At 34.3% G+C, this 25,589-nt stretch carries 24 protein-coding genes and 2 pseudogenes; 22 read left to right on the plus strand and 4 right to left on the minus strand.

Features of this window, described 5'->3' with window-relative positions; translation table 11 throughout:
- Window positions 1-1,108: 1,108 nt before the first annotated feature.
- On the minus strand, window positions 1,109-1,216 hold the full coding sequence (locus tag IPI65_00005; GenBank protein MBK7439945.1) for a hypothetical protein: 108 nt from the start codon (window positions 1,214-1,216) through the stop codon (window positions 1,109-1,111).
- A gap of 1,591 nt (window positions 1,217-2,807) precedes the next feature.
- Here IPI65_00005 and IPI65_00010 point away from each other — a divergent pair.
- On the plus strand, window positions 2,808-3,047 hold the full coding sequence (locus IPI65_00010; protein ID MBK7439946.1) for a hypothetical protein: 240 nt from the start codon (window positions 2,808-2,810) through the stop codon (window positions 3,045-3,047).
- Window positions 3,048-3,880: 833 nt separating this feature from the next.
- On the opposite strand, the gene IPI65_00015 is transcribed toward IPI65_00010, so the two are convergent.
- Entirely contained in the window at window positions 3,881-4,096 is a 216-nt protein-coding gene (locus tag IPI65_00015; GenBank protein MBK7439947.1) for a hypothetical protein, read from the minus strand.
- Between the two features lie 453 nt (window positions 4,097-4,549).
- Between IPI65_00015 and IPI65_00020 the strand changes: the two genes are divergently transcribed.
- From IPI65_00020 to IPI65_00120, 21 genes and pseudogenes are all read left to right on the plus strand, one after another.
- Window positions 4,550-5,521: a hypothetical protein gene (locus tag IPI65_00020; protein MBK7439948.1), complete on the plus strand. Its 972-nt coding sequence runs from the start codon at window positions 4,550-4,552 to the stop codon at window positions 5,519-5,521.
- A 611-nt stretch (window positions 5,522-6,132) separates the two neighbouring features.
- Complete coding sequence (locus tag IPI65_00025; GenBank protein MBK7439949.1) at window positions 6,133-6,858, plus strand: hypothetical protein; 726 nt, start codon at window positions 6,133-6,135, stop codon at window positions 6,856-6,858.
- 312 nt (window positions 6,859-7,170) lie between these two features.
- Window positions 7,171-7,620 (plus strand): hypothetical protein, encoded by a 450-nt coding sequence (locus IPI65_00030; GenBank protein MBK7439950.1) that lies wholly within the window; start codon window positions 7,171-7,173, stop codon window positions 7,618-7,620.
- A 208-nt stretch (window positions 7,621-7,828) separates the two neighbouring features.
- Window positions 7,829-8,236, plus strand: coding sequence for a hypothetical protein (locus tag IPI65_00035; protein MBK7439951.1), 408 nt, complete (start codon window positions 7,829-7,831; stop codon window positions 8,234-8,236).
- Between the two features lie 392 nt (window positions 8,237-8,628).
- The gene (locus IPI65_00040; GenBank protein ID MBK7439952.1) at window positions 8,629-8,910 is read left to right on the plus strand and encodes an excisionase family DNA-binding protein; all 282 of its coding nucleotides are present in this window, start codon (window positions 8,629-8,631) and stop codon (window positions 8,908-8,910) included.
- The gene (locus IPI65_00045; protein MBK7439953.1) at window positions 8,910-9,755 is read left to right on the plus strand and encodes a hypothetical protein; all 846 of its coding nucleotides are present in this window, start codon (window positions 8,910-8,912) and stop codon (window positions 9,753-9,755) included. The genes IPI65_00040 and IPI65_00045 overlap by 1 nt, the downstream gene beginning before the upstream one ends.
- Window positions 9,724-10,374, plus strand: a complete 651-nt coding sequence (locus IPI65_00050; protein ID MBK7439954.1) for a hypothetical protein — start codon at window positions 9,724-9,726, stop codon at window positions 10,372-10,374. Before IPI65_00045 ends, IPI65_00050 begins: the two co-directional genes overlap by 32 nt.
- Before the next feature lie 73 nt (window positions 10,375-10,447).
- The gene (locus IPI65_00055) at window positions 10,448-11,329 is read left to right on the plus strand and encodes a hypothetical protein (GenBank protein ID MBK7439955.1); all 882 of its coding nucleotides are present in this window, start codon (window positions 10,448-10,450) and stop codon (window positions 11,327-11,329) included.
- Window positions 11,330-12,288: 959 nt separating this feature from the next.
- Window positions 12,289-12,687 carry a hypothetical protein gene (locus IPI65_00060; GenBank protein ID MBK7439956.1) on the plus strand — a complete coding sequence of 133 codons (399 nt, stop codon included), beginning with the start codon at window positions 12,289-12,291 and terminating at the stop codon, window positions 12,685-12,687.
- A gap of 84 nt (window positions 12,688-12,771) precedes the next feature.
- Window positions 12,772-13,041 (plus strand): tetratricopeptide repeat protein, encoded by a 270-nt coding sequence (locus IPI65_00065; GenBank protein MBK7439957.1) that lies wholly within the window; start codon window positions 12,772-12,774, stop codon window positions 13,039-13,041.
- 664 nt (window positions 13,042-13,705) lie between these two features.
- Window positions 13,706-14,293 carry a hypothetical protein gene (locus tag IPI65_00070; GenBank protein MBK7439958.1) on the plus strand — a complete coding sequence of 196 codons (588 nt, stop codon included), beginning with the start codon at window positions 13,706-13,708 and terminating at the stop codon, window positions 14,291-14,293.
- 510 nt (window positions 14,294-14,803) lie between these two features.
- On the plus strand, window positions 14,804-15,538 hold the full coding sequence (locus tag IPI65_00075) for an HNH endonuclease (protein MBK7439959.1): 735 nt from the start codon (window positions 14,804-14,806) through the stop codon (window positions 15,536-15,538).
- A gap of 109 nt (window positions 15,539-15,647) precedes the next feature.
- A pseudogene (locus tag IPI65_00080) lies at window positions 15,648-18,286 on the plus strand (DEAD/DEAH box helicase family protein).
- Window positions 18,287-19,859 (plus strand): annotated as a pseudogene (locus tag IPI65_00085) (N-6 DNA methylase).
- Window positions 19,856-20,263, plus strand: coding sequence for a restriction endonuclease subunit S (locus tag IPI65_00090; GenBank protein ID MBK7439960.1), 408 nt, complete (start codon window positions 19,856-19,858; stop codon window positions 20,261-20,263). Before IPI65_00085 ends, IPI65_00090 begins: the two are co-directional and overlap by 4 nt.
- Before the next feature lie 164 nt (window positions 20,264-20,427).
- On the plus strand, window positions 20,428-21,009 hold the full coding sequence (locus IPI65_00095; protein MBK7439961.1) for a restriction endonuclease subunit S: 582 nt from the start codon (window positions 20,428-20,430) through the stop codon (window positions 21,007-21,009).
- Window positions 21,010-21,061: 52 nt separating this feature from the next.
- The gene (locus tag IPI65_00100) at window positions 21,062-21,511 is read left to right on the plus strand and encodes a hypothetical protein (protein ID MBK7439962.1); all 450 of its coding nucleotides are present in this window, start codon (window positions 21,062-21,064) and stop codon (window positions 21,509-21,511) included.
- Between the two features lie 12 nt (window positions 21,512-21,523).
- Window positions 21,524-21,991, plus strand: coding sequence for a GIY-YIG nuclease family protein (locus IPI65_00105; GenBank protein MBK7439963.1), 468 nt, complete (start codon window positions 21,524-21,526; stop codon window positions 21,989-21,991).
- Window positions 21,992-22,023: 32 nt separating this feature from the next.
- Complete coding sequence (locus IPI65_00110; protein MBK7439964.1) at window positions 22,024-22,638, plus strand: hypothetical protein; 615 nt, start codon at window positions 22,024-22,026, stop codon at window positions 22,636-22,638.
- A 6-nt stretch (window positions 22,639-22,644) separates the two neighbouring features.
- Window positions 22,645-23,133: a hypothetical protein gene (locus IPI65_00115; GenBank protein ID MBK7439965.1), complete on the plus strand. Its 489-nt coding sequence runs from the start codon at window positions 22,645-22,647 to the stop codon at window positions 23,131-23,133.
- Window positions 23,134-23,188: 55 nt separating this feature from the next.
- Complete coding sequence (locus tag IPI65_00120) at window positions 23,189-23,989, plus strand: hypothetical protein (protein ID MBK7439966.1); 801 nt, start codon at window positions 23,189-23,191, stop codon at window positions 23,987-23,989.
- Between the two features lie 254 nt (window positions 23,990-24,243).
- Here IPI65_00120 and IPI65_00125 read toward each other — a convergent pair whose 3' ends face one another.
- Both IPI65_00125 and IPI65_00130 read right to left on the minus strand, forming a co-directional pair.
- Window positions 24,244-25,113 carry a T9SS type A sorting domain-containing protein gene (locus IPI65_00125; protein ID MBK7439967.1) on the minus strand — a complete coding sequence of 290 codons (870 nt, stop codon included), beginning with the start codon at window positions 25,111-25,113 and terminating at the stop codon, window positions 24,244-24,246.
- Complete coding sequence (locus tag IPI65_00130; protein MBK7439968.1) at window positions 25,110-25,418, minus strand: hypothetical protein; 309 nt, start codon at window positions 25,416-25,418, stop codon at window positions 25,110-25,112. The genes IPI65_00125 and IPI65_00130 overlap by 4 nt, the downstream gene beginning before the upstream one ends.
- Window positions 25,419-25,589: the final 171 nt, after the last annotated feature.

Raw genomic sequence — 25,589 nt, forward strand, 5'->3', positions numbered from 1 at the left:
TTACAAACCCTCGATAATATCATTCGTACTGTCAAACAGTATGGTTTTACAATTGTTTTTTTTCGGCTAAAGTGATGAATTACTCAGGCTTATATTCCAAGGCACGCCCACTGAAAATCGAGGCTATCTCCTACCTCACCCGAATGGACCGATTAACGCGGACAGTTGTCAGGGTGCTGACGGGGAATAGGGGTTGGATGATTTTCTTAAACCCTTAGAAAAGTGACTTCCAGCAACTTAGGACGAAATTAATCAGGTTTGGATCAGGTTCCAGATGAGCTGCTTGTTGAAATTCTGCTTCCTCACAAAGTAATTCAATCAAAACACGGCTGATTCAAAAGACTTATTTCCAACTTCCGAAAGGTACTTACAGAGGATAAGACCTACTTCACAAACTGTCATTTGAATAATACGGTTCTTAGTTAAGTAAGATAAAATTTATTGGTTTTAAGTGATGGGTTTGATTCACCTTCCCATTTATCATAGCAAGTTGACAACCATAATTACTATATGGCTTATCTACGATATTACATCACTTCTTTCTAGACTCCTGATAAGCACCCGATCTAAAATTCTGATAAGCGGGTAGTTTTTTCATTTGAAGGCCCTTCCCTTCTTCATAGAAACACAGATGCCATCCTTCTTCACATCACGACTGCATCGCATCTGAGGAAGTTGCCTGTATCTAAACCGTAAACAGTATTCGGTCGCTGGAATGCATGGAAGGTTTTGGTTGTCGGATTCCATTACGAGGGTATATTGGTTGTACCTACCGTATCGTTAATCACCTTTTTCTGCCCAGTTCGTTCCAATCGAAAGGCTTTGGTATGTTCGCCCACTTCCCACTTACCACCCATGGATTTTGCCCCTGCCAGGATTTTTCTACGCAGTCTTCGAGCTCGGAGTTTATTTTACCGTTGTCATAACCATCAACCACGCAATCTTTTAAAGGCAGCATCCGGTTGCAAACAAGAGCATTGGGATAACGCTATTTGCCATTTTTGTAAGACCTTTGTACAGATGTTGGAATTTCTACTAACACTGCGCCTGTTTTATGCAGTTATAGTCTCTCGGTTGCCTGTCGCCACCAGCTTTTGTTTTATAGTCCTCAAACATGGCATTGAAATGTCCAACCACAACGAAAATCCATCATCTCCCCATCCACAACCGGGTCAAAAACGCGACCGGTGCGACAAACAACGCAATAGGTAACCATTATTTCTTCCCCAACAACATCACGAACTTGATGATGGTAGCCGATTCTTTAAGTGGGATAAGCTTTCGCCTCTCCTTTTATCTGAACCCCGACAACCAATTTTGATATTTACATCATTGATGCGCCATGTGCAAGAGCATAGCTTGTTCGGGTTGGAGGAACATCTTATCTGCACTTAACCGAAATTGGAAATAAGCGATGAGACCATAAGGAGGATTAAAACGAACATGCTGATGCCCAATTTCCAGAATCGTTTGAACCTGATAAAGCAGGTACCAGTTGCCAGATAATCAAACCGAGTAAAAGCAAACGTATCCACCAAAAGGTTACGGAGAGGAAATAGGCCATGTTGATCGGTATTCGAATACTGACTGCCGGGAAAGGCGAGTGAAATAAACGCGAAAATTTCGAGGCAAATAACAAATCATTACAACAGGAACATCCATTTTCGTTTCTTAAATTTAAGCGGGAATAAAAAAACGCCGTTGGATTTACAATCCTTTTAAAAAAACTGCGGACAAATCACCATTTGCTATCTACCTTATCTCCTACCGTTCTTCTATCTTTTACGGCATGCTGAAGGAGTTACGCATTCCAGTGACGCCATAGTTAGTGGGGCGGAAATTGTGTCCATTGAGGGAATAGATATACATAACCGGAGAAACAGGGCCGGTAAATCTATTTTATTGGGTGCTTTTGGGTTTGATTTGGGTGAGCGTGCGGAAAGCAAGGTTTTGTTTAAAGGACAAAAAATGTGTTGTTGAGGGGTGTTTGATATCATTAATTACAAGCATTAAAGGTTTTGAAAGCAACGAAATAGATTACAAAAGCAGAAACCATTATCACGCCGCGAGCTGAGCGATAACGGAAAAGTCGTGCGTTTATAAATGATTCACCGGTTAATGTGAGCACCTTGCAGTTGTTTGCAGGGAAACTTATCACCATACACCCGGCATGACACACTGGATTTGGTTAATTCCGGATTTCAGTTAACGGTTATAGATGCTTTGGCAGAATCGGAAAATTGCTGAAACTTATCAGCATTATCACGCCTGGAAAATTTGTAATAAAAAACTGGAAGAAACCGAAGCACTGGCAGCTAAAGCACTTACTGAAAAAGATTTTATAGAATTTCAAATTTGGAACTGGATAAAGCGGAGTCGGAGGATATTGATCAGGTGCAAGTGGAAGCTGACCTCCACGCAACTTAGTCATGCCAAAGAAATAAAAACGCAATTGTTTATTGAGTGTAGATACACTCGAAAATGGTCGGGGTAATATTAATGACTAGTTGCGGATGGTGATAAATCAGTTGAATAGTATATCAAAATATTTACCTGATTGAAAATTACATAAGCGTTTAGAATCTGCGAATATTGAGTTTGCGGGATGTTACGCCGCGATTTGGATGACAATAAGCTACCTCTACCATTGCCGACCCGGTTCGCAGCAAACGGAATTCAAACACAGCTGAGTATGTTGTCGGATCGATTGCAGAAGAAACACAATACGAATTCGATGGAAGAGTGTATTAGACTGCGTGGTACGCTGGGTGAAAAATTGTTAGCCTGTAGATTCTGAAGCTACAATTTTGGCGCTGCAGCAGGAAATAGATAAATTATTTTCAAAATTATCGATAGCCGCAAAACAGTTATCGGATAAACGTGTAAAAGCATTCGACGGGTTGGAAAAATCCGTTCACAAATTACTCGGTGAAGTTGGTATGAAGGATGCCGTTTTAAAAGTGGAACATCAATTCAGCACCGAAACACATTTATCGGAAAGAAAAAAACACCACATCCACCCAAATAACATTATTAAATCCCGATGAACGGCTTACTGAAATTGCAAAAATGCTCAGCGGGGAGAGGCCGACGAAAGCGGCGATGGAGAATGCGAAGGAGTTGTTGGGGAGGGATTTTTTGATTGATCAGAAGTAATTTTTGAATTGATCAAAATTGAAACAAGATGGATTTTTGGATTGATCAAAATTGAACAAAATTGAATCAAAATTTGATTAACCGTAGGGGCGAATCAATATTCGCCCGAACGATAGGTTAATTGATTGATTGAACAAAATTGTTTGATTGAATCAAAATTGGAATACATCGTTGGGGCGAATCAACATTCGCCCGAACGATAGGTTAATTGATTGATTGAACAAAATTGTTTGATTGAATCAAAATTGTAATTCATCGTAGGGGCGAATAAATATTCGGCAGGACAGTCAGGTTAATTGATTGAACAAAGTTGTTTGATTGGATCAAAATTGAATACATCGTAGGGGCGAATCAATATTCGCCCGGACGATATGTTTATTGATTGATTGATCAAAATTGTTTTGATTGAATCAAAATTGGAATTCATCGTAGGGGCGAGATCAATATTAGCGGGGATGATGGTTTGATTTATTGATTAATCAAAATTGATTGATTGATTGAACAAAATTGTAATTTATTATACAAAAAAAATGGCCGTTTGATAACGACCATTTTTTTGGGATTAATATTTAATCCGTTTTGACGGAAATGTTATTCTACTACAATATTTCTTGAAGACGCTTGTCCGTTGCGGAGGCGGAGGGTGTAGACGCCGGCGCTGAGGTCTTTCTTTCGATTGTGTGGGTACAATAACGGCATTTAAATTACCATTCTGGTTACTTAACTACCTGACCTGTGATATCCAGTATTCGATATTTAAATCAGTTGATGTGGTTAAATTAAATTCGATGGTTGCAGCAGTTGTTACAGGGTTAGGAGAAATTTGTAAATCATTTAATCCTGTTATGTTATCGATACTGTTTGTCCGTAATAAATTCATCGGTTGAGTATATGCTGTTTCAACTAATGGTGATTCAACACAAATGGTTCTTACAGCCATTCGTAAGCTGTTATAGTGATAAATCGGAAATGGTTATTGACGTTTGCAGCAGTTGTTGTTAGTTTGCCATATTGCATCTGCTACACAGCCTTATATTCCACTTCATACATTACCACATACACTGGCATCCATGAAAGATTTGCCGTTGTTGCAGTTACAGTTCGTCCGCTCCGCAAATTCTTAAAACCCTTGCTGTGCAAGGGTTTTTGTTTTTTTGGTCGTGCTATTGTCGAGCAGTATGGTTTTTTCCCTCAACAAATTATCTGGTGTTATTCAATATTATCTATTTTTATGATTGGTATAGCAATAAAAACCATAATTAATATAAAAATAAAACCATGAAAGAAGATTTTGAATTTAATGAAGATGCCTTGTAGAGCTTTGGAAGCAGCAGCGGATAAGATTATTGAGAAAATGGTTAAAGTAAATAACAGTCCTACAAAGTAAAGAAAGTTGGATCTGGGGTTAATTCAAAACGCCAAAGACAATGTAGCCGCTGATTTTCCAAACAAAAAAGTTTCTATTTTAATTGAACTTAATAAAAATGAATTTATATTTTCCCATAACTACGGTTATTTTACAAATCCAACATTGAAGGTATTATCCGTCAAGTCAATAAAAGATTCAACAGTTGACGAAGTTGAGCATGAAAAACAAACTATTATTATAGGTAATTTTGGAACAGGATTCCTTACAACTCACCTTTTATCTAAGGTGATAGAAATAAGCGGATTATACAAAAGAAATGAAATTTTCAAAGAACTTGTATGTTTTTCAGTAGACAGGGGTGATATTAATAAAAATATTTTGGTGGAAAGTATTCGAAACTCGTTTATTGAAGCCGACAAAAGCGTTAAAAATGCAACTGCCATTTTAAAAGAAAATATAAATTTTTCATACCCTAATACAAAATTCACATATAGAATTGATGATGATAAACTAGCACTACTTGGTATAAATGATTTATATAAATCATTACCATATACATTAATTTTTGCAGAAGGAATTGAAAAAGTAGAAATTAAATCCTCAAATGGTAATGTTAAATTTTCCATGCTAGATCAACAACCACTAGATCAACAACCGCTAAATCAACAACCGCTAAATCAAGAAATTTTTCACATTAATCAAACAGTCCCGTCCCATTATAAGGACAAACCAATAGCAGTCAATGTTCGCATCGCAATTCAAGTAAAGACAATTGAAAATAACAAAATCGCAATCATTTCTTCTGATGATAGCCTACCCCATATTTTTCTTGATTTTCCACTTGTGGGTTCAGAAAATTTCACCTTTCCAGGTGTAATAAACTATGCCTTGTTTACACCCAAAGAACAACGTGATGGAATATTTTTAGATGAAGCGGGGAAAGAAAGCGCAGAAAATCGTAAAATTATTGAAATATGTGCTTTAGCCTATTTTTAAAACTAATTAAATATGCCACTTTAAATAAATGGTCTAATTTATTTAATTTGGCTAAAACTGATATCCCTAAAATTACCGATTCATTTTCTGCATCTTGGTATAAAAGGAAATACAAATTTTATTAAGAAAAAACTTACTTGAATCTGAAGTAGTAGAAACTGAAGTAGAAACAGCTGAAGACAGCAGGATAAACCTAAAGCAAGCGCTTTTCCCTTATGCTTCTGAAACTAATTTAACCATTCTTTGGCAATTGGCAATAAAAATCCATAAAAAAAGATTGCCAAAATTAGACCATGTAAAAATTTGGCACTCAATTATTGATAGTGAATGGAAAAGTGATTTCAAAATTGATTTAAGATATGATTTAGAAAAATGGTAATTGAAATTAGCAACCAGTCAAATATTACTAATTTATCCAAATTAATACATGAAGATAAGGCTTTAACATTAATTTGGTTAAATGAAGTAATTGAATATACTTTAAAAATAATGAAAGTCCACTTTCCAAATTCATGATTATTCCCAATCAGAGTGAGAGAATTTTTATAAAAAGATATTTTCTGGAAAGACAAAAACATACCTACTGAATTAAAAGAAGTACTCAAATATACTTGATCCAAAATTGGCTTGTCAATTTATTACATAAAGATATCCACACTTTTAAGCCTCAAATTGAAAAAGATGTGAAAGATTGTAGTGATCGTATTAATACACTAATCAAAGCAAACTATGACAGTAAAAAAATCTATACTGCAATTATGTTACTTTTAGCCTTGGATCCAAGTGATGAAAGTTTGTCGATTGATAGAAAAGAAATTAGCACTTTAGTTTCCGGCTTTTATAGGAATGAAAATGAATCTAAAAGTATAGAATCATGGTCGAGTGAAACTTGGGAACAATGTGATAAGTGGATCATAATAAAATTAATAACAGACCTAGAAAAGAAATCGAATGTACCAAACCTATACAATCACTTACAAACAAACAGCTTAGATTGGCTTAACAATTTGGTGCAGGCTATATCAAAATTAGGCCTTGAAAATCACATGAATCATTATTCAATACTCCCAAATCAAAATGGTGAATTTAGATTAAAAAAAGATTTGTCCGTAGATGATAAAATCGATCTTACATTGAAGGCAATTGCGGAAGAACTAGAATTAAAATGCAAACATGATTTATTAGCCAATGAGATCAAGCTGGAATTAGATGGTAAAAAACTTACTTCGCGGGAAATCGCAAATAAAATATCTGAGAAAGTTACAAGTATTTACTCAAAGGATTTGGGGAAGGAACAGAGAAGAAAAAGTAAAAGCAGCATTTTCTTCAATTTATAAGTGGTTTTACTATAACGATGCTAATGCAAAACTTTGGTTTAGGGAATTATATGAAAAACGGTCTATTATTTTACGGTCTGAGGAGGAAAATATTGAATCAATAGAATTTGAACAACAGTTAATAAACAATCAAAATAATTATTCAAAAGAGGAAATTATTAATTTGATAAATATTGATAGACATAAAATAAAACTGTTAAAAATATTTCAGATGAAGATTTACACGGCTTAGCAATTAATAGAGAGGAATATATATTAAAGGAGGCAGATAAATTAAGGAATAAACCAGTTGAAATTATAAACCAATTAGGAATGGTTGCTTCAGCACTTTCTACATTAGCAGAAGCAGAGGAAATGAATAAATCTTCAAAGAGATTACACTTTGAAAATACTCATTTCAATACAGGGAATTGGGAGTATGTAAAAATCATTATTACCAGAGCGGTTACAAAAGTTTTACAATATTTACAAACTAATACTAGGTATCATTTTCCAGAAGAACTCGGTGTTCTAATGGTCTCTTCTCAAACACCTACAGTTATCACAGGCGCTCTTAAAGATGGCCAACCGATTAATCTAGTAATTCGGCCAGCCGATGGTAAAAAAGTTCATGTTTATTATGGTGCTGAGTTTAAAGCCTTGCTTCAAGAAAATACAGAATTTTGGATTCAAAATGGAGATGACGTTCCAGAATTACTAACTATTGGAAAAATATTGCAATACACCGAAACTGAAATAATCCTCTGTATCCAAATAGGTTAATAAACTAATTGCAATTTTATAATTACTTAAATGCAAGCACTCTACACCAAAAAAACACGCCCACAACATCCTAATCACAATAGGCTATCTCGAAAACTTACTTAAATACAACCCTGAATTTAACAATACCCTTTCACTCAATTTAAAGCCTAGTGAAAAATCGAGCATATTAACAGATTACGAATCCATAAAGTATTTAAAATTGTTAATGGGGTCAGTTGTAGAGATGCCTAAAATGAATTTCACAAAGCCGTTAACAAAATGGGAATATTTAAGGAATGCTGTGAAAACGATACAAAATATTAAGCAGGATTATCTAAATGCGATAAACACTAAACTAAATGAGAATGAAAAAATTGACATTATAAAAGGTGTTAAAGCATTTTACAAATCAGGTAATCATAGGCTATTGTTTAGCTATTCCAGTCATAATGCAACAAACGAGGATAGAATTGGCCACTATGTTGTGACTATGGCTTTTACATTGGTGGCAGCATATTTTATTAAAGCCTTTTTACCTAAAAGTGATGATAGCACTGAGGTAGTTGAAACGGTTGAGAACGAGGAGGCAAATTTAGATGAATTTTTGATGCTATTTTTGACAACCCGGAATTAGAGGAATTATTAAGTGAAACGCTTAGAAGTAAAAATGAGTCAATTCGACTAATCTATAAAGAGTTGGAAAGTATTTTACCAAACTTCACCCCACATAGAAAATATATTATAACCGGCTATATTGCTGAAGGTTTTGGGCTGTTAAGCTTTGATGACAAAGCCGAATTTAATAATTACAATTCAAAGAACCACTATTTCGAAGCACGAGTAAAAAGCCTTGTTACAAGGTGACTACGAACAAAATTTAAAAAAAATAGCGTTTTTGTTCGTAGGCACAAAGAGTATTGTTTACGTTTTCATTCGTAAGTATAATAGTAAAAATAGTAAAATCATTGCATATCAGTTTCTTTTATTAAAGTTTTATTCGTAAGATCTTTGTGAAAAATAAATGACATGAGCCAATTTTTCACAACCTTAACAAAAGATGAACTCCGGGACATGTTTCGGGAGGAAATCAATCTCCTCAAAAAAAATGAGGCAAAAGAAACCAGCCAGTTAAAAAATCAGGATGAGTTTCTCACCGTTCAAGAAGCCTGCGATTTACTCAGGATTTCAAAACCAACCTTATATAAAAGAATGGATGATGGAACCATTAATTCTAAACGAATGGGCTCCCGTATTTTGTTCAACAGGGCAGAATTAATTAACACCATTAATAAATCAGGAGGTAAATAATGGAAAACGAATTATTGATGCCAACTGAGCAAGAACCTGCAACAAATAAAAAGGTATTCACCTTAAATGAGGATAAAATAAATGCCTTTGGCGGAAGAAAGACTGCCGAGCAGGTTATTCAAAACCTACTTGCCGAAATCAAACCTGTAAATTTCCGTGAATATCTGCAATTACCGGACAATGTTAAAACTGCTCAAAAACATTATGTAGTTGGAGTTGTAAAGCGGTTGCAAGAAATTGCAGAGGAAAACAGGTGGAATCTGGCAAAAGTTTACGATTATGTATACATTTTTAATGGTTGCTATTGGCTGCAATTAGAAAAGGATGAACTAAAATCCATGTTAGGGGAAGTGGCAATGGCTATGGATATTCCTTTATATGATGCACGCCACTTCGACTTTAAAGACAAACTCTTAAAACAGTTTATGACAGATGGCGATCTAAGTCCTCCAAAAAACAAACCGGATGCAATTTTAATTAACCTAACCAACGGAACCTTTGAATTTTCTCCTACCGGCGGCAAACTTAGAGATTTCGATCCTGTAGATTTTATAACCAATCAATTGCCATTTGATTATAATCCGTCAGCAAAATGTCCATTATTTGAAAATTTTCTGAATAAGGTATTACCCGATAAAAGTTGTCAGGCAGTTTTGCAAGAATATTCCGGTTATATTTTCAGTGACTTAAATCTTGAAAAGATATTGATGTTAACCGGTTCCGGGTCAAACGGGAAAAGTGTTTTCTTTAATATTATTTGTGCCTTAGTTGGAGAAGAAAATCTACTTAACTATTCCTTGGGTATGTTTGAACATGAATATAACTCGAGCAAAATTGACCAATAAACTGCTTAATTACAGCAGTGAAAAAGGAACGGAGATAAATCCTGATACCTTAAAAACACTGGCAAGCAGAGAACCAATGCAAGCTAGAGAACCTTACGGCAAAAGTTTTACCCTGTTTCCAAAAACAAGGTTTATACTCAACACAAATGAACTTCCTAAATTAACGGAACAAACAGAAGCGTATTACCGAAGATATTTGATTTTGCCCTTTGAAACAAAAATTTCAGATGCTGAAAAGGATATTGATCTGGCAGATAAAATTATTGCAAATGAATTACCCGGCATTTTTAATTGGTTACTAATTGGAATACATCGTTTGCATACTCAAAAAAAGTTCACACATAGCGAAAAAATTGATTTTGCAATAGAAGAATACAAAAAACAATCGGACAGCGTTGCATTATTTATTGATGAAAAAGCCTTAATACCCTCAACCACTAGAAAGGAAGCAGTTGCCGAGTTATACCAAGCATATAAAGCCTTTTGCTCTGAAGATGGATATAAGGCAGTTAGTAAAAACAAATTTTCTACCCGACTTGAAAACAAAGGTTTTGAACGCGCACGACTTAACGGTGGCAGTGCAGCCTTCCTTTTAGAAACTGACTATTCCCGCGAATAAAAATCTTTAAATCTCACTTTCACTGCTTCACTCTTTCACTGCTCGCATTGTAAATGTGTGAAGCAGTGAAACAGTGAAACATCAAAAACATAAGTATTTTATGAGTATTTTACATGCAAACGTAAGCTACTACCCTTCCATCCTTGCATCCGGTTCCGGCACAAATGTGCCACTTCTCAGGATTCTTGATACACGCAAACACCAATCTGCAATTATTAATTTAAGAAACGAACCAAATCCCGAACTTCAAAAAACCCTAAAAGAAAAGCTCCCCTGTTTCACCGTTGCAGGAATTTTCAATCGCAGAACTAATAATGGCCTCATCTCCTATTCCGGCCTTGCTGCCGTTGATTTAGACAGTGTAGAAGATTACGACCCGATTTTAGTGATGCAGGAGCTCAAAAAAATCCCTTATATAGCCTATTGCGGCCTTTCATGCCGCGGAAAACGGTTGTTTTGCATTATTCCATTTCTTTGCCCGGAACTATACCGCAGGCATTACACAAGGTTAATTCGTTCATTTGAAGATATTGGCCTGCCAATGGGTGATAATTGCCATAAAACCATTTCACAGCCGAGGTTTGTATCCTACAATACGAATGAAACGCACTTTTTTAATCATGATGCTAAAAAATATCACCTTTTAGAAACTGTAAGACAGTTCCACCAAGCAACCTATACCCCTAGCAAACAGTTTAATAATTCCAAAAACGCATTTCAATGGTGTGTGGAACAAATCAATAAGCAATATTCCTTTACGGAAAATCAAAGACACAATTACATTTTACATCTGGCAAGATATTGTAATCTAAAAGGTATAATTGAAACCGAAACCCTAAAAGAAATATTAAAGTTTACAGAACAGGATTTTACTGCACGTGAAATTACTAAAATTGTAAACCACGTGTATACAGCGCACAGCAATAGTTTCAATAGCTTCCCGTTTTCCAAATAAATAGAAATTTATTCGTGTAAATATGTTTTCACCATCAATTTACTATTGAGAAATTATAATTCTTTCGTGTAAAATTGCTTACAATCGGATTTCACTCGTTAAACAAAGTAAATTTTAGTAAATAAATACAAATACATCCGATTTTACTCTGTTTACAGAAAAATACTGTATATTTTTATGAAATGGAAACTTCATCAAGATCAAAAGTATGCCGAACATGCGGCGGCCTATTTCAAGGCAGGTTGAATGCATTTTACTGTTCCAACGAATGCCGATTTGAGTTTAACAATGACTTCGCCAGAAAGCAAAAATTAGAAATCAACGGAATTTACAAAATTCTTTTAAAGAACAGACAAATCTTAAAGCGATTCTTGGAAAACGGGCAGACTGAAGTAACAAGAGGTGATCTTATAGCCAAAGGCTATAATTTCACATACCTCACCCATCAATTGAAAGCAAGTCAAAACGAAAACTATGTGTTTTGCTTTGAATATGGGCATTCAATTTCTATTAACACTTTAAAACTCGTAATGTATGACCGAATCTTTTAGTCCTATGGACTTGTCAATTCCAGCCTTGCAGGCAACCAACCTCACAACTCCACCTTTCAGACAGTCAAAAGGTAACCTTGTCCTTATTCTGGCTGTTCTGGCAGCCATAATTATTTGGTCAATACTTTATTACAAGGCCAAAAGGAAATCCGTTGAAGTCGAATCCACGGAATTTCCCTTAGAAAAGAGGTATGGCTATTAATTAGATGCTTGATTGACATATCTACTTGATAATCAACATTAATTATTCATTTACCCTTTTCTGCACCAGCTACAACAAACACTACTCCGCATCCACGGAAATCGCCTCAAATTTTTCAGAATTATGATTATATTTGACTCAAATCCAAAGCACTCACCTTTAAATATCGGGGAATGCGCCGGTTTTAATCTTTAAACCCAATCTGTATGAAAATTTCACTTGTCGCATTAATTGCATTGTTCTCTATTGCACAAAGCTGCAAAAGCCTAGATGAAACCAATCCGGAGGAAGTATTGCGTGAATACATGGAACTAAGAATTAATCAGAATCATAAGGACGCCTATGATCTAATCTCAACAGACTCTAAGAAATTCGCCACTTTAAGTGAGTTTACAAAGTATTTTGAAATTCCGGATAGTATTAAACCACAAGGTATATTAATTAAATCAATAGTAGCGGCAGATGCAAATATTAACTTACCATCATATAGACGATTTAAAATAAACGGACAACAAATTTCACATGATGGAGATTCAATTAATTACTTGTCCTATTATACTCAAAAAATGAAGATGGAAATTGGCGAGTTGTTTGGGATGCCATAATCATGCAATTAGCCGTGGGATCAACCCGAAAGAGCTATAAGCTACCTAGATAAAGCCATTGAATGCAATCCAAATGGCCCATTTGTGTATTACAAATATGGTGTCATTTTGAACGACCAAGGAAAATATGAGGAGGCGAAAGAAAAATATGAAAAGGCATTGAACTTACCCGCAATGGAAAATGGCTTGCAAAGCGGTTTATATTATGCATATTCCAAATTATGCTTGAAACAATATGAATATCAAAAAGCTAAAGAATACATATTGAAGGCACTCGAAATGGACCCGAATAATGAATATTATCATGATCTTTATAAAAGAATAAATAACCATTCGGCGGATTTAAATTGGTAATTTTCCATCCTTCTTCAATATTTTTCTAGTTTAAATCAGGGCGGGGTGGTCAATTTGACCGGCGTTTGCACGAAATACCAATAAATCCAAAAAAAATTGCGCTGAAAGGCTGATTATTACCCCAAAAATGATACTTTTGACCAATGTAGTGCAATAGTATCTTTTACTTGCGCAGATACCTTGTTTTTTCCTTAAAGTTTACTAATTATTTCAAATAAATAACTTTTAAGCTAACAACTATGAATCACACACCTAAATTCACTAATAGAAATATTAGAAATTCTTAAAAAAATCCTATACTTTATTATTAGTTTCATTTATCCTTTTTAGCTCAAACTATTGCTCTGCGCAAAGTTTCTTTAAAGATGTCCCTGGTATTGATAGCCTCGCAATTATTCAATATCAAAATGGGAATTACTCTCAAGCTGCAAAATTATACACCAATGCAATTAACATTCTTGAAAAATATTATACCGATAGCTTAGAAAATTCTGATTACCTTATTACAATAATTGCTGATTTTAGAGAATTACTTGCGGGCGTTTATTACAAAAGGGCGCTCTGTCGTTCCAACTTAGGCGATCTAAATGGAGTTGTAATAGACTGTGAAAAAGCAGAAAAATATACAATAGTTAATTATGGTCCCATTTTGTATAAAAAATGCTTGTCAAGAATACAAGATGGGCAAGATATTGGAATAACTTGTCAAGAATTAACACTAGCATACAATCTCGGGGTCTATGAAGCCTACGAACTAAAGAAGCAGGTATGCAATCTTGACAGCGAGCTCAAATCTTATGAAACACCTGGATATGAGAATTACTCGCCACAAAAAAAAGCAATTATTCAAAACAACCTTGAAAGTTTACAGGAAGCGCTCAATCTTAAAGAATGGGACAATGTAATTTACTATGGTGAAAATTTAATAAAACAAGGGTATAATAATGCAAGTTTGTATAATAATATCGGCTGGGCCTACCTACTTAAAGTAAACCCTGCAAAAGCTGAAGAATACCTTTTGCAAGGATTAGAATACGACAAATCCAACTTATATATATGGTGTAATTTAGCCCATGCGTACCTTTTACAATTAAAAATAAACGAAGCCTATAACATTTACATGAAATTTAATTCACTTTCATTGGCCAATAAAACCACATGGACTTCTATGGTTATTGACGATTTCAACGTATTAACGAGTGCTGGAATATACATACCCTACATGCGAACTATTTTAAATGAGATCAAATAATCTAAGAACCGATAGGAATTTAGTAAAGGTATAGAAAAAACTATCTAGGTGATAAAACTGTTAAGTTGATTGTTTTGAATAACTTCAAACGAAGCAATAAACTTGATTCAATTACTTTATCAGACGCCTATTGATTTAGAGTCCATAATTATTTTGACTATGGTAATAACGAAGAAGTAATTTGTGATTTATCAATTTCTATTAGTTATGACCCTAAAAATGAATTAGCCCTTTTTAACACAGCCGGCATTTACAAATCCAAAGGAGCAAAAGATTTGGCTTGTGAGGAATATAGAAAATGTGCTGATTTAGGGTACGTCACCGACAATAAAATTAATGAAGGATATTGGAGAAATTAGTAATTTGTATATTAAGTGCCTTAGCTGACTAACTAATGCCGATTTCTCCTTATATCACTTTTTAATACAAAACTAGATTTGATCATGAAGGATTATATCATTGGCTAAATCCTAACTAATTTATAATTTCGTCCTGCATAATTAAATAAATATGGGAAAGTTAAAAAAAATATCAAATACTTCTTGGAGACAATTCTTTAATGGAAACAAAAAAAACTATTCTGCTATTAAATCTCAGAATGAGGTTGCAACTTTTTGCGGATTAAGGGATAGTACAAAAAGAAAATTGAACATTAAATTTGAAGATAAATTCAACATTAATGTGACAGATATTTTTACCATTACAAGCGGGCTTGAAATATTATTGCCTAAAGCATTTCGAGATAAAATTGGAAATATCATTTTGAATAATCCGGATTCCTTTTTTACGGTTACTGTCCTTGATCTTGTTCAAAAACCATTGTTATCAAAAGATGAAAAAGAACAAGAAGTAATTCAAAAATATTTACGAAAAAAATCTAAAGCAGAAATCATCAAAGAACTTTTAAACTTAAAAGATACTGATCCCGAAGAATATACAATAAATCACAAAACCTTTAAACGCGACAATTATACTATAACGCTGATTAAGAAAATCCGTGGTTATAAATGTCAAATTTGCGGAAATTCAATCCTAAAAGAAGATGGGGATAATTATATTGAAGCTGCCCATATTATACCAAAGCATGAAAAAGGCCGAGAAAAACCAGAAAATATTATTATACTTTGTCCTAACCACCATAAGGAGTTTGACCTTGGTAACCGTCAAATTATTAGTCATACCCATAAGCAAATTGTATTCTTATTAAATGAAAATAAACATAAAATAAAACTATCAATAAAGTAAAAATAAGGAAACAGATATACAAATTTGACTACTTTCAAGTTAAACTATGATTGAATTTCTACACTGAAACCCTTATATTTACTGCTCAATTTTTCATTAATTCCAATTATTGCACACCGAAAAGCACACCAGGAAAGAAATTATTGACCTCCGCCTTAAAAAAGCCGGATGGAATACCACTGACCGGACTCAGGTGATTGAGGAATTTGACATTGTAGTTGATAATGATCGTGTAGAAGAAGGCCTAACCCCATTTGCCGGACACCAATTCAGCGACTATGTGCTACTCGGCAAAGACGGGAAACCCCTTGCCGTGGTTGAAGCCAAGAAAACTTCCGCCGATGCTGCTATTGGCAGAGAACAAGCCAAACAATATTGCAATAACATTCAGACAACTAAAGGCGGTGAACTCCCCTTCTGCTTTTACACCAACGGTCACGACATTTATTTTTGGGACTTAGATAATTACCCTCCAAAGAAAGTTCACGGATTTCCAACCCGTGATGATCTGGAACGCTACCAATACATTCGTAAGGCACGGAAAATTTTAGCCGGTGAACTCATCAACACTAAAATAGCGGGCCGGGATTATCAAATCCGGGCAATCCGTTCCGTAATGGAAGCCGTTGAGAAACGGAAACGAAAGTTTTTATTGGTGATGGCGACTGGCACTGGTAAAACCCGTGTTTGTATCGCTTTGGTGGATGCAATCATGCGGGCAGGTTGGGCGGAAAGAGTTCTGTTTTTAGTGGATATAATAGCTTTGCAAAATCAAACGCTTGATGCGTTCAAAGAATATTTGCCAAACGAACCTCGTTGGCCAAAGCAAGGAGAAAAAATTATTACAAGTGATCGCCGTATATATGTTTCAACTTATCCAACAATGTTGAATGTAATACGAAACGAACAAAATACTTTGTCACCACATTTCTTCGATTTGGTGGTTGTTGATGAAAGTCACCGGAGTATTTACAATACTTATCAGGAAATATTGGACTATTTCAATACAATTACATTAGGGTTGACTGCAACACCAACCGATGTAATTGATCACAACACTTTTCAATTATTTGAAACCGATGATGGCGTTCCAACTTTTGCATATACTTATGATGAAGCTATAAATCATATCCCTCCTTATTTAAGTGATTTTCGGGTAATGAAAATCAAAACCAAATTTCAGGACGAAGGTATTAGCAAGAGAACAATTGCATTGGAAGACCAACAGAATTTAATTCTTGAAGGAAAAGAAATTGAAGAAATAAATTTTGAAGGAACAGAGATTGAAAAGAAAGTTATCAATAGAGGAACAAACGCTTTGATAGTTCGTGAGTTCATGGAAGAATCCATCAAAGATGCAAACGGCGTATTGCCCGGTAAAACAATTTTCTTTTGCATCAGCAAAGCACATGCAAGACGAATGGAAGAAATCTTTGATTCCCTATATCCCGAATACAAAGGAGAATTAGCAAAAGTAATTGTGAGCGAAGACCCGCGGGTATATGGCAAAGGTGGTTTGCTTGACCAATTCACCAATAATGATATGCCACGTGTTGCTTTAAGCGTTGATATGCTTGATACAGGAATTGACATAAGAGAAATAACAAATCTTGTTTTTGCAAAACCTGTTTACAGCTACACAAAGTTTTGGCAGATGATAGGCCGAGGTACAAGATTGCTTGAAGCCGAAAAAATAAAACCGTGGTGCACACAAAAAGATTCTTTTCTGATTTTAGATTGTTGGGACAACTTTGAATATTTCAAACTCAATCCAAGAGGCAAAGAATTGAAACCGCAAATTCCATTGCCTGTTCGTTTATTTGGTGTTCGCCTTGACAAGATTGTAGAAGCACAAAAACGAAATAAGACAAATATTGTAGAAAAAGAAATTGAAAAACTAAAAAAACAAACTGCAAAACTTCCGCAAAACTCAGTAGTGATAATGGAAGCCAGACATGAGTTGCAAAGATTGGATGATGAAAACTTTTGGAATAATCTTTCGCAAGACAAACTTGAATATTTGGATGGAGTTGTAAAACCATTGTTCAGAACCGTTGCTGATGTTGACTTTAAAGCCATGCGATTTGAAAAAGATATTGTTGGAAATTTCTTTGGCACACTTGAGAGAGGAAAAAGATAAATTTGAAACACTGAAAGAAAGTATCATTGAAGAATTAGGCGAATTGCCGTTGAGTATAAATATAGTTGCCAAAGAAGAAGAACTCATTCGCCAGGCACAGACAAATAATTTTTGGGCAACAATTACAGAAGCAAAATTTGATGAATTGATTCAGAAACTTTCACCACTGATGAAATTTCGTGAAGCAATAACTCCCTTAGCACCTGCTAAATTTAATTTGAAAGATTTTGTAAGCGAAAAAGAATTTATAGAGTTTGGCCCCGAACACCAAGCATTGAGTGTCGCAAAATACCGTGAGTTGGTGGAGCAGAAAGTAAATGAATTGGTTTTGGGAAATCCAATTTTGCAAAAATTAAAAGGCGGCATTGAAATCTCAGAACAAGAAGCTGAGCAACTTGCAGCCGAACTGCACGACGAACATCCACACATCACCATTGATTTATTGCGAAGAGTTTACAACCACCGCAAAGCGGTGTTTTTGCAATTCATCAAACACATTTTAGGAATAGAAATTTTACAATCGTTCCCCGCAAGGAATCAGAGGAGTTTTCAATCCAAATGAGATACAAGAAATATTAAAGTTTACCGAAAAATTAATAGCAGCATAAATGTTACAGAATAACTCCACACTAAAATCACTCATCGATAAACTCTGGCAAAACTTCTGGGAAGGCGGCATTGCCAATCCGTTGACTGCCATTGAGCAAATCACCTATCTAATCTTTATGAAACGCATGGATGATTTGGAAGCAAAGCGAGAAAGAGATGCCGATTTCACAGGAGAAAAATATACTTCAAAATTTAAAGGAAAATTCAAAATTCCCGGAAGCAATGCAGAAGTAAATAAAAACGAATTGCGTTGGAGTGTTTTTAAACACAAACCTGCCGATGAAATGCTGATACATGTGCAAATGAAAGTATTTCCGTTTTTGAAAACCATTCAGGACGGAGCATCAGGCGAGGGACTTTTCACTAAGCACATGGCAAATGCAGTATTCATTATGCCGAAAGCAAGTTTGTTGGTTACAGCAATAAATATTGTAGAAGATATTTTTAAAGAAATTGAAAAAGATGCAACCGATGGCGGACATGCCTTTCAGGATATACAAGGTGACGTTTATGAAATGCTGTTGAGTGAAATTGCAAGCGCAGGAAAGAACGGACAGTTTAGGACACCACGACATATTATTAAACTTATGGCCGAATTAGTTGCACCACAATTAGGACAACACATTGCCGACCCTGCGTGCGGCACTGGTGGTTTTTTGTTGGGTGCTTACCAATATGTGTTAACAGATTTAGTGCGGCAAAAGGATAAAAAGAAATTAGAAAAAGACGAAGATGGTTTTGAACGGGCAACCATGAGTGCAGCACTTACCGAAAAAGTAAAAAATATTTTAGATAAAAGTTTTACGGGTTATGATATTGACACCACAATGGTGCGTTTGGGTTTAATGAATATGATGATGCACGGCATTGACGAACCACAGATAGATTACAAAGACACACTTAGCAAAAGTTACAATGAAGATAACCGCTATGATGTGGTGATGGCCAACCCACCATTCACCGGCAACATTGACAAAGGCGATATAAACGAAGGATTTAAATTGCCAACAACAAAAACAGAATTACTTTTTGTTGAGCGTATATTTAAAATGCTGAAAATGGGAGGCACAGCCGCCGTAATTGTGCCAAGCGGTGTGATACAAAACAGTGGAAAAGCATTTGAAGCATTGCGAAAAATGCTGATTGAAAAAACAGAACTGAAAGCCGTAATTGCTATGCCAAGCGGAGTGTTTAAACCATATGCAGGCGTCAGCACTGCCATTTTTTTTTACAAAGGGTGGTGAAACAAATAATGTTTGGTTTTATGATATGCAAGCAGACGGTTATACATTGGATGATAAACGAAACAAAATCACCGACAGCGATTTGCCAGAAATTGTTCAACGCTACAAAACACGAAATATAAAAACCGACACTGACAGAAAACAGAAATATTTTTTTGTTTCAAAAAAAGAAATCGTTGGCAACACATACGATTTGAACTTAAGCACATATAAGATTGAACAATACACAGAAGTAATTTATGAAAAACCGAAATCAATTATTACCCAACTGGAAAAAATCGAAATTAAAATTCAAAAAGGACTATCAGAACTCAAAGAATTAGTATGATGAAATTTGAAACAAAATATTTAAGTGACGTTGTATTCTTTCAGGAAGGTCCTGGTGTTAGAAAATTTCAATTCAGACAGGAAGGTGTGAAACTTTTGAATGTTGGGAATATAAATAAAGGGAAATTAACAACCTCAACAACAAAGCTATATATTTCCAATGAAGAAGCATATGGCAAATACAAGCATTTTTTAGTAGATGAAGGCGATTTGTTAATTGCAAGTTCCGGTATTGTGGTTGACTATTTTCACAATAAAATTGCTTATGCAAAAAAGGAAGATTTGCCTTTATGTTTGAACACAAGCACAATTAGGTTCAAGACAATAAATAATAAACAATTTCATCTTGACTATTTAAAATTTTATCTTAAAACAAACCATTTTAAAATCAGTTACGAAAGTTAATTACTGGTGCAGCTCAATTAAATTTCCGGGCCTTCTCATTTGAAAAAAAAATAATTCTTCCAGATCCTTCACTACAAGACCAAATCAAAATAGCCAACATTCTAAGTAAAGCCGAAACACTTATTGAGCAACGCAAACAAAGCATTGGGTTACTTGATAAATTTTTGGAAAGCACTTTTTTGGAAATGTTTGGAGAACCTGTAAGAAATGATAAAAGTTGGAAATTGGAGAAGCTAGGATTAATAACCTCAATGAAATCAGGTCAATTTGTTGCAGCCTCTGATATTGAATCTGATTTCAGTAGCGAATTATATCCTTGTTATGGAGGAAATGGTTTAAGAGGTTATACAAAAACTTATACTCATAACGGTGAATTTGTGTTGATAGGAAGACAAGGTGCATTATGCGGTAATGTAAAAGTTGCTAAAGGAAAGTTTCATGCAACTGAACATGCAGTAGTTTGTGCTCAAATAATGAATTATGAAACATCATGGCTTTATTATCTTTTATACATAATCAATCTTAATAAATATGCAACAGGTGTAGCCCAGCCCGGTCTTGCAGTAGGCAAGTTAGAACAAATTGAAATAATATTTCCACCGATAGAAATCCAAAACCAATTCGCCTCCATTGTAACCAAAACTGAAACACTGAAAGAGCAATACAAAAACAGTTTGCAGGAGTTGGAAAATTTGTATGAAAGTTTGAGTCAAAAAGCGTTCAATGGTAAATTAAATATCAAATAAAAAAACTATTATGGCCGAGAATATAAGATTCAGTACCAATGAAATTCAGAACATGCAACTTAAATTTGAAGAGTTAGCGTTGATTTTTGAAAAAAACAATTTTGAATACATGTTTTACAAATCACACCCATTGAGATATTTAAGGAATTATGGAATAACAATAATAGGTTATATAACCAATGATGTTGACAAAAACAATACAAAGAAATATGTTCGTCAAACAGGAAACATTTTAAAGCATGAACCTATTTTCAATAGATGCACATGGTGTAAAGTAATTTCACTTACAGTTATTTACGCTATATGCGGTAAAGCGAGGTTAACGATTGATGTATTTTGGGGACTAAGTGAAGGCATACAAGAAGCTGTTCAAAATTTGTTTAACAATTCAAATAATCTTACAAATATCATCAACGAATTCTTTACAAGTTTTAGCAAATTTTTAAGTCCCTACGAATTTGCTAAATTATTGTGCGCTCAATTAGGTTATTGTCAATTTTAAAATAAAATCAGAGTGAAAACAATAATTAAACCTTACATAATTGAACAGTATTTTAACGAGATACCGAGTGAACTGACTAATAGTTCGAATAAAAAAAAGGCACTTTTAACATGGGAATGGACGAAATTATTTCCGGATGAAGCCGGAACCTATCTTGTATTTGAAAATGATAAATTAAAATATGTTGGGGAGACAGGTAATATTAAAGGCAGAATTGCTGATTTGTTAAATACAAAGAATCACACCTTAAGACGAACTTTGGGTGAGACTTATTTTTCAAATGTAAAAGGCTATGCAATGGCGAGTTCCCAAAAATCATTTGTACCTGATATTGAATTACAATTAAATAATTTTATCAAAATGAACTTGACAATTTCTTGGCAGACGTTGGAAATTGGGCGAAAAGAATTTGAAGAATGGGTGATTGAAAAGCACACAGATACCGTTTTTTATAATAAGCGTAAAAAGAAAATCCACTAAAAGATAATGCACAATCAAACCTATTATTAATTATGAACAATGATTTCCTTTTAGGCATATTTGCCGCACTTTTAAGCACCTACTTAACTTCACGATTTAAATTGGCTTATGATTTAAACAGAGCAAGAATTGCCTTACTTGGATATATGGATACCTTAATTTTAAGCAGCATTAATACATACAATAACCAATGTAATAAAGTGATAGAATATGTGCTTAATTTTGGAACAGAAAAAGGTAAAAGCATAAAGTATAACCACTTGCCCACATTAAATGCTGACTATTTTAAAAGTTTTGACATTACAACACTTCGAAAAGTAATACAGGCAGACTCTATTTTAGGCAAATTTATAAATATGCAATCATCGATCAATTATCTCCAAAATCCTTCTCCTTTTGAATTAGTAATGGAATTTCGAAGCAAAATGAACGAACACAAAGAGAAATATCACGAAAATGATTCAATTGATTTATTTAATAAATGCCAAGTCGTAATATCGTTAAAAGATGATTTAGAAACAGCACTACAATTTAAAGTAGAAGCGACTGTAGAAATGAAACGAGAACTGGAAGAAGTTACTAAATATCTAAACGGCAATTCCTTGAGTTGGATATTTATTTATGGGTTTTACAAAAAATCAATCTAATTTTTTATGAAAACGTTTTTAAAAAGCATTCGAAGACATTCTGATTTATTTCTTATTAATGGATTGGGACTTTTAATTGCGGGAATTATATACTGTGGGTCGAATCATAACTCGGACTTGTTTTTAGGAACTCTGGCAACAGCTATTTCCTTATCACTCGGATACAGGTCATATAAAATTGAAGATCATAAAATCTTCAAAGAATTGTTTGAATCGTTTAATAATAAATACGATGAAAAATTCAATGATAAATTAAATGGATTGGAGTCTGAATTGACAAATGAATTAATTGCAGATTATTTAAATTTTTGCGCCGAGGAATATCTTTGGTATAAAAAGAAAAGAATAGATGAGGACGTTTGGACTGCATGGAAAGCCGGAATGGAATTTCATTTTAAAAAATCAAAAATTAGAAAAATAATCGATGAAGAATTAAAATCACCTGATTCCTACTATGGCCTTTTTGACACAATAAATTTAATCCCCAATAATTGAAATAAAACTGCCTATGACTCGAATTACATCTATACTGTGCTGTTTTTGTTCAATTTTGTTTACAATATCATGTAGTGATAACAAGGAGTCTGTCAATCCTTCAGATGAACGGAGCATAATTAAGGTTAGTCCATCTATTTCATTAGAAAAAGATACTATATTCTTATCCTATATACATGGAATAAATAAGCAACAATTTGCAATAACAACTCAAAACCTCGAAGATTCCGGAATTATTAATAAGAACTGTTATAACTTTTATTTAGGCACTGATGAAAATGATTATTTTTCTTCTGAAATAGATGGACAATTCTCCAATGAACCAAATGAAAAACTAAATTTAATTACCTTGACCCTTATCGGGGACAAGATTGCAAATAAGGCCAGCGAAGACTTAACTTTGATGAGAGACTTTAATAAGGAAACCATTTTTTACTTTGATTCAAATAAAGTAACCAAGCTGATAAATTTATATAATTCAAAATATGGTAAACCGGCGGTACGTGTTGAAACTGAAGATTGGCATACAATTAGTGATTTAAAAAACTCAAGCAATGTTGATGAGGGATTTAAACCTAGTCCTATAAAATGTACAAAAAAAATCTATACCTACGAAAGTGCTGGAAAACACATTGAAATTCTTACATATAAATATACAACTCGGACAAATAATAATTATTCAGATGAATACCGTTTAATTTCAATAACCTACCAATCATTAAAATATTATCGACAAAATGAAAAACACAATTTAGAAACTAAGGATAGCATTGTAAATAGTATTAAAGAAAAATTAAAAAAACCTCGGATCAAATTTGATTTTATGTTTATATATTCTTACTACTGGACTAATTAAATCAATAACTCATAGGTCAGAAATCGCCATTTTCTCCCAATACTTCATCATCTCTCCTGCCGCCATCTCTCATCCACTTTAATATACTCCAAAAAGGCCTTTTCGGTCTTATGTCCACTAATTTTTCTAATTAGTAGATACAGCAATACCCTTCAAAAGCTGAATGGTGCGAAATGACAACCTTCAGGCTTGTGTTGAAATCTGATCAAATAAACTTATTAGTCGCTAGATTGCATGGCAAGATAATAGAAAAACTATTGAGCTATAATTATTGACTTTGTGATATTTATACCAGACGACTGAAACCTAATGATATACATTCCTGGTTGAATGTTTTCTAAGTTCAACACTGTGTTTCCCGACAACCCATTAAAAGCTCTAACCATAGCACCATAATTATCAATTAACACTGCATCAAATTGTGCGCCTAAATCCCCTCTGATTGTCAATTGACCATTGTAAACAGGGTTAGGATATAAACTGAAATAATCCTCAGTAATTATATTATTTGCACTCGTCCCTGTCACGACCGACAAAAGGGCCGCCTCTGTAGTGTCGTTGCAAGTCATAGAATATATCACGCAACGAAACTTCTGATTATTATTCGCCATGGTAACACTTGTAACTATCAAAGTGTCATTATTTACACCAAAGTATTTACCGGCATCTGATAGTAGAACAAATCCAAATCCCATATCTGATTCCCATTGGAAGGTCCCTTCCGGATCATTTGAGGCACATGTGAACTGGACGTCAGCACCAACTGAAGATTCCAGATCAATTGGGCTTTCAGTAATCTCAAGGTCACAACTTAGGTATAGTTGGTTTACTTCTAAATTCGAAAGCGGTCTCTCCCATATCCCAATATCATCAATGAAACCATTGAAATTGGCATTAATATCAGGCAAACAGTTACTTTCACCTATTAAAATCGGTAGTCCCGTGTTGGTATATGCACCAGCTGGGTAATCAATTTGATCTAATACAGAACCGTTCAAATAATATATTAATTTGCCTATACTTTCATTACGCACAATTACAATATGAAACCAGTTGCCAACTTCATTTATATCGTCAGGAATAATAAAATAGTCCGCACCTGTCATACCATATCTTATATTCAATTTGTTCTCAGAGTAGTATATAGACCAATCGTTGTCCGTGCCGCAAAATCTCTATCAATTAAATAGCCCGGATCAGCACTTTGCGGGTTAAACCAAAAACTAATAGAAAAATCATTAGTTATTTCTTCGTTACCTGCGAGGCTAATAAAATCGTCAACCCCATCACAACTGTAGGCACTATTGGATACACCGTTTCGATCGTTAACAAGGTTTGCGCCATAAACAATTCCATTATTATCATTAATGCTTTCATCGTTAGCATTGCCATTAAACGGATACCAAGAAACCAGACCTGCAATTGGCACATAACCGGGGACTTGACTCTAAAGAATTAAAACAAAATAAAACAGTCCAATGATAAAAAAAAGCACTTTTAAGATTTTTCGTATGAATTCATTTTTTTAAAATAAATATGATTATATCTATTGCTAAAATATTAGTGATTAATTGCAAAACATTTGACCGCTAAGATAATA

The organism is Bacteroidota bacterium (assembly GCA_016706255.1).
Lineage (GTDB): Bacteria > Bacteroidota > Bacteroidia > Chitinophagales > BACL12 > UBA7236.